This window comes from Intestinibacter sp., assembly GCF_051866655.1.
GTDB lineage: Bacteria > Bacillota > Clostridia > Peptostreptococcales > Peptostreptococcaceae > Intestinibacter.
Window position 1 is genome coordinate 1 of sequence record NZ_JBJDXL010000122.1, and the last position, 6,269, is coordinate 6,269.

Annotated in this window: 6 protein-coding genes; all 6 read right to left on the reverse strand. The window is 30.1% G+C overall.

Translation table 11 applies throughout. The features are described 5' to 3' along the window. Window positions 1-1,372 (reverse strand): aminotransferase class I/II-fold pyridoxal phosphate-dependent enzyme (locus tag ACI3VO_RS03205; protein WP_439756535.1); only part of this gene is annotated, 1,372 nt, incomplete at its 3' end. Window positions 1,373-1,417: 45 nt separating this feature from the next. After that, window positions 1,418-2,638 carry a M16 family metallopeptidase gene (locus ACI3VO_RS03210; RefSeq protein ID WP_439756536.1) on the reverse strand — a complete coding sequence of 407 codons (1,221 nt, stop codon included), beginning with the start codon at window positions 2,636-2,638 and terminating at the stop codon, window positions 1,418-1,420. 107 nt (window positions 2,639-2,745) lie between these two features. Next, window positions 2,746-4,101: a thioether cross-link-forming SCIFF peptide maturase gene (gene scfB, locus ACI3VO_RS03215; protein ID WP_439756537.1), complete on the reverse strand. Its 1,356-nt coding sequence runs from the start codon at window positions 4,099-4,101 to the stop codon at window positions 2,746-2,748. A 145-nt stretch (window positions 4,102-4,246) separates the two neighbouring features. Next, complete coding sequence (gene scfA, locus ACI3VO_RS03220; RefSeq protein WP_320626246.1) at window positions 4,247-4,384, reverse strand: six-cysteine ranthipeptide SCIFF; 138 nt, start codon at window positions 4,382-4,384, stop codon at window positions 4,247-4,249. Between the two features lie 118 nt (window positions 4,385-4,502). After that, window positions 4,503-4,982, reverse strand: coding sequence for a 23S rRNA (pseudouridine(1915)-N(3))-methyltransferase RlmH (gene rlmH / locus ACI3VO_RS03225; protein WP_439756538.1), 480 nt, complete (start codon window positions 4,980-4,982; stop codon window positions 4,503-4,505). A 266-nt stretch (window positions 4,983-5,248) separates the two neighbouring features. Beyond that, on the reverse strand, window positions 5,249-6,269 hold a 1,021-nt coding region (locus ACI3VO_RS03230), incomplete at its 5' end, for a threonine aldolase family protein (RefSeq protein WP_439756539.1).

The following is a 6,269-nucleotide window of genomic DNA, read 5'->3' on the forward strand; positions in this document are numbered from 1 at the left end:
TAGAAATAAACTTACTTTTGTACCATATTATAGCGTCTATTACTTCTTGAGTTATTTCTTCTCCTGGAAGAACTATAGGAATTCCAGGCGGATATGGTACTATAAAATCTTTAGAAATCTCTCCAATCGCTTCGAATAAATCAACCTCTCTATATTTAGCATTATGAACTTCAAAAGGCTCTAGTATTTTTTTTCTACTGAGCTTTATATAGTCTAAATTTTTTTCTTCCTCTCTAAGAGTTTCCATATCGAGCGACATTATAGCCCTATATAATTTTTCAAAATCCTCTACTGTATTAAATGGCGATAATATCAATACAACTCCTCTTGAGAAACTCATTTCGCTTTGTATTTTATTTTCTAAAAGGTAATCTAAAAGTTTATTTCCGCTATATCCTGATGATAAAGTCATTATATATCTACTTTCATCTAACTCATAATCTTTTTTTAAATCTTTCTGGCTTAATATTTTGACTTTATTTAAAGAGTTTATCTTTTTTTTGTAGCTTTGGGCCAAATCAATAAGCTTACTATAATCCTGTTCTCCATAATCTTCTAAATAATGTCTTGCATAATCTAATGACGACATAATCAGATATGATGGCGAAGTTGTATTAAAGGCACTTATAAAAAATTCCACATTACTGCTAGTATCATTTACAAGCAAATATGCACCTTGAGTCAAAGCTGGCAAAGTCTTGTGGGCACTCATTACAGTATAATCAGCCAATTGAACTATACTTTTTGGAAGCTTGTGACTAAATCCGTAATGAGCTCCATGAGCTGCATCTACAACTATCTTTAGCCCCTTTGATTTTAATTTTTTCAATATATCGTCCAAATTACATGAAACTCCATAATAATTTGGTGAAGTTAATATTATCCCCTTAGGATTTTCTGCTTTGTCGAGAGCTGTCTCTATATCTATCTCATTGCAAGGAAGAATAATTCCATTTTTTAAATCAAAGTCAGATTCTATATACACCACTTTTAATTTTCTCAAAACAAGTGCATTATATATAGATTTGTGACAATTTCTTTCAACTAAAACTTCATCACCTTCATTAAATGCTGAAAAAATACTAGCTAAGTTTCCAGAGCTACTTCCATTAACAAGAAAATAAGCCCTGTGTACCTTGTATAAATCAGCCAAAAGCTCCTGTGCCTCCTTTATAACACCCTCTGCATGATGAAAGTTATCTAGATTTCCTACTTCTGTTATATCTAAATAACCCATTTTATTTAAAAATTCTCTTCCTATGTCGTCTTTTAAAAATCCGATACCACATTTATTTCCAGGCATTGATAAGATTAAATTCTTTTCTTCGTGGTATTTTAACAATTCTTCTAATAATGGTAATTTATTATTCATATTATTTCTCCAAATTTTTTTTAAATAAATCCTATATCGTGATAACTATTTACTGATAACCTGTATGCTCATATTTTCTAAAACTTTAACTGCTGTATCTATAATAAAATCTACTGATAAATTCTCCATATCTTTACTTTCATCTAAATATATCTTATAATCCCCAAACATCGTATCATATGTGGCTAATTCTTTGGCTAGTCTGACACTTTGTTCTTCTGCAAATAATTTTTTTAGCCTAAAGCTTTTTGCCAATAATTTTATATCCTCATCCGTGATTGTATTTTTTAGATTTTTGACATCCTCAATAATTTCCTTGATTATATCAATTGATTTTTGGACATTATCGTGTGATGTACTATATATAATTTTATAAATTTTTATAAACTCTTCATGGCACACTCTTGTCAATATATCGTACACAAGTCCATGCTTTGTTCTTAGGGTATCAAAAAGAATGGAATTTACACCTTCTCCAAAGTACTGATTAAATACCCTCAATGCTTTGAGCTCTAAATGGTCTAATTGATGTATTGGAAATATAATTTGGACTTTTGAACTATTTATTCCTTCTTTATAATTTACAAAATATCCCTTTTTAGGATTAGTATTCGCTTGTTTTTTTATTTTTCCTTTTGTCACTTTTTCTTGCCACATTCCGAATTGTCTTTCTAGCATATCCTTAACTAGATCAAACTCTAGTGAAGATATTACAGTAACCACACAATTGCTAGGACAGTAGTACTTATTATAAAATTCTTCAATATTTTTTAAACTAAGTGATTCCAAAGATTCTTTAGTCCCAATTATAGGGTATTTAATCCTTCTATTTTCCATACTATTAAAAAATAATTTGTCCTCACAATACTGTTCTATTTCCTCGTCCCACTCTTTAAGCTCCTCTTTTATCACATCAATTTCTTCTTTAAATCCCTTTGTAGGAAAACTTGGATTTATTAAAATATCTGAAAAAAGTTCTAATCCTTTTTCTAAATCTTCATTTAAAAGCGTACCATAATAAATTACATAAGGATAATTAGTCATAGCATTTTGAAATCCAAATATCCTACTTAATTCTTCATTGATTTGTTTCTCACTTCTAGTAGTTGTACCCTTGTACACCATATGCTCTGTAGCATGTGCTACCCCTAGAGCTTCTCCATCACGCCCGGCCCCTGCATCAAATGATATACATATAGAAGAAAGCTCGCTATTATTTTGTTTATATATAATTTTTATACCATTTCCCATTTTATATTCCTTCATCAATATGTCCTCCTCAAATTTTCTTAATCTCTCTCATTCAATAGAAACAATTCCTAGAGAAACAAACAACCCACAGAAATCACAAAAATCTCTGTAGGTTGTATATATTATTGTTCAGCCTTTAATGCTATTGCACATTCTATTCTCTTTTGTTGCATCTTACATCCGACTTCGTATGGTATTTTCATATCACCATTGAATGCAATATTGTTTGCTTGACATCCACCTGAACAGTAGAATCTCGCCCAACAATTTTTGCATTTTGGCTTATTATATATATGAGACATCTTGAATTTTTTACCTAATTCTGCATCATAGCTATCATCATATATACTTCCAAGCTTGTATTCTTCCTTGCCGACGAATTGGTGACATGGGTAAACATCTCCCTGAGGAGTTATTGCAACATATTCAAAACCTGCTCCACATCCTGATATTCTTTTATATACACATGGTCCGCCGTTTAAATTTATATTAAAATGATAGAAGTTTAATTCTTCTCCATTTTTTTGTCTTCTTGAAAGATCTTCGTATAATTTATCGTAGCTTTCAAATATTGTTGGAAGATCCTCTTCTCTTAGAGATAGAGGGTGTCCATCTTCTAGAACTACTGGTTCTATAGATATTTGTTTAAATCCTTCTTCAACCATCATCTTAACATCTTCATAAAAATCAAGATTTTCTCTAGTAAATGTTCCTCTTACTGTATGAGCCTTATTTTTGTTTCTCTTTTCAACCATTTTCTTGATTTTAGGAAGTATATCATCATAACATCCGCTTCCATCTGGTTTTATTCTGACTTTATCATTGACCTCTTTTCTACCATCTAATGAAAGGATTATATTTTCAAAATTCTCGTCCATATATTCCATCATTTCATCGTCTAAAAGAGTAGCATTAGTAGTTATTGTGAATCTTATATTTTTATTCCATGCTTTTTCATTTTCTCTAGCATATGCAATTATTTCTTTTATTTCGTCCATTATAAGAGTTGGTTCTCCACCGAATAAATCTATTTCTATATTTTTTCTTGGGCCACTTCTTTTAACCACATAATCTATAGCCTTTTTTGCAGTTTCAACAGACATCACTCCCTTATGTCCATGGTATTCACCTTCATCCGCAAAACAATATTTACATCTTAAATTACATGCATGAATTATATTTAAACACACGGCCTTTATGTAATCTCTATCATCCATTGAAGAATGCGCTATTTGTTCGTATGGATCTTCTGTATATAATATTTCTTCATCTATTAATGTTTTTATTTCATCATAGGCTTCTGATATAATATCTGCTTTGTATTTATCGCCGAATTCAGCTATAAGTACATCCTTTGGTCTTAAACTATCATCATCAATTAAATCATAAACTAGTTCATCTACTATATGAACAGATCCTGTATTTACATCTAATACAAAGTAATTTTCACCTTGTTTAAATTTATGAACTAAACTCATTTTATCCCCTCCGTATATAATTTATTCTTTTTAATCTATATAAAATCTTCAGTAAGTATTAATTACATAAGTGTTAAAACCTATATAAAAACAAATCAAAAGCTGTTGAAATATATATATGTATATATTTCAACAGCCCTGTTAATTATTTTTCACATTTTAAATTAGCTACTGTACAAGATGTTTTACAAGCAGATTGGCAAGAGTTTGCACATTCTTTACATCCTGGTTTCTTTAAGCTATCTTTAATGTTTGTTTTGTTTATTGTTTTTATATGTTTCATATTAAATCACCTCCAATAAATAATACCTTGATATTTTATCATATATAATTTACTAAATAAAGTAACTTTTCCTAATATTCATATATTATGGAAAATCTTATCTAAAAAAATGCGTAATTTACTTATGATAAGGCTCACCATTATTTATTCTATAACTTCTATAAACCTGCTCCAATAAAATAAGTCTCATCAATTGATGTGGAAATGTCATCTTAGAAAAAGACAGCTTATAATCTGCTCTACTTAAAACCTCATCAGAAAGTCCTAAAGATCCACCTATCACAAAAGTTATATTACTCACACCTCTTATCCCCAACTTGTTGATAGTGTCAGCTAACTCTTCAGAAGATAAATTCTTACCGTCAATTGCAAGCGCTATAACATAGCTAGTATCCTTTATCTTTGATAGTATCTTCTTTCCTTCTTTATCCTTTATCATTTCCATTTCTTTATCACTGAGATTTTCTGGAGCTTTTTCATCGTCTAGCTCTATTATATCCAGTTTACAGTATTTAGATAATCTCTTTTTAAATTCATCTATTCCTAATTTCAAATATTTTTCCTTAATTTTTCCGACGCATACTATGTTTATTCTCATATAATTTCTTCCACTAAAAAAGCAGTAATTCCTCCTATCTCTTTTTATATTAAAATCCTCTATGATTATATTATACCTAATTTGATTTGTATATATTTTTAAATAGACCATTTATTAAAATAATCAGAAAGAAATAAAAATTCACATAAGTTATCCACATATCCACAGTGGATAACTTTAAAAACAGTGGATAAGTATTTTCAAAAATATAATATCCCTCCATATACAATAACTAAAATGTCATTGTATATGGAGGGATTACTAATTTATAATAAATCAATCAAAGCCTCAACATCTTCCTTAGATGTAGCCCAGCTTGTAGCAAATCTAACTACTGTATGAGAATCATCGTATTTTTCCCAGAAGCTGAATCTAACATTCTTAGCTATCTCTTCCATTTGACTATTTTCCAATATAATAAATTGTTGGTTTGTTGGTGAATCTAAATAGAATCTATATCCCTTTTCAGCTAGTCCCTTTTTCAAAATCTCAGCCATTTCAATAGCATTTTTGCTTATTTCAAGATAAAGATCATCCGTAAATAATGTATCAAATTGAACTCCTAGTAATCTTCCCTTTGCAAGTAATGCGCCGTGTTGTTTTACTTGAGTTGTAAAATGCTTAGGCATATTGTTCTTTGTAAATACAACAGCTTCTCCACATAATGCTCCTACCTTAGTTCCTCCGATATAGAATATATCACAGTATTTTGCTACAGTAGGTAAATCAACATCTGTACCCTTTGACATAACACCGTATCCTAATCTAGCTCCATCTAGATATAGCGGTATTTTGTATTGATTACATACATTAGATATTTTTTCTAATTCATCCTTTGTGTATAAAGTTCCATATTCTGTTGGATGAGAAATATAAACCATTCCTGGGAAAACCATGTGTTCATGGTTGCCATCGTTATAAAATGTTTCTAAGTAATCTTTTAATTCACCTGCATCCATTTTTCCATCATGTGCTGGAACAGTTAAAACCTTATGACCTGTATATTCAATAGCACCTGCTTCGTGTACACCTACATGTCCTGTTTCAACAGCTACTACACCTTCATATGGATTTAAAGTTGTATCAATTATCAATTGGTTAGTTTGTGTTCCTCCTACTAAAAGGTAAACCTCTGCATCATCACATTTACAAGCTGCTTTAATTTTTTCCTTAGCTCTTTCACAGTAATCATCAGTTCCATATCCAGAAAGTTTTTCGTAATTTGTTTTTACTAATGCTTCTAAAACCTTTCCATGTGCCCCTTCAGAATAATCATTTTCAAAATAT

Excerpts from the sequence above, each read along its gene's own strand:
- ACI3VO_RS03210 (WP_439756536.1), bottom strand. The coding sequence starts at position 2,638 with ATGAAGGAATATAAAATGGGAAATGGTATAAAAATTATATATAAACAA.
- scfB (WP_439756537.1), bottom strand. The coding sequence starts at position 4,101 with ATGAGTTTAGTTCATAAATTTAAACAAGGTGAAAATTACTTTGTATTA.
- scfA (WP_320626246.1), bottom strand. The coding sequence starts at position 4,384 with ATGAAACATATAAAAACAATAAACAAAACAAACATTAAAGATAGCTTA.
- rlmH (WP_439756538.1), bottom strand. The coding sequence starts at position 4,982 with ATGAGAATAAACATAGTATGCGTCGGAAAAATTAAGGAAAAATATTTG.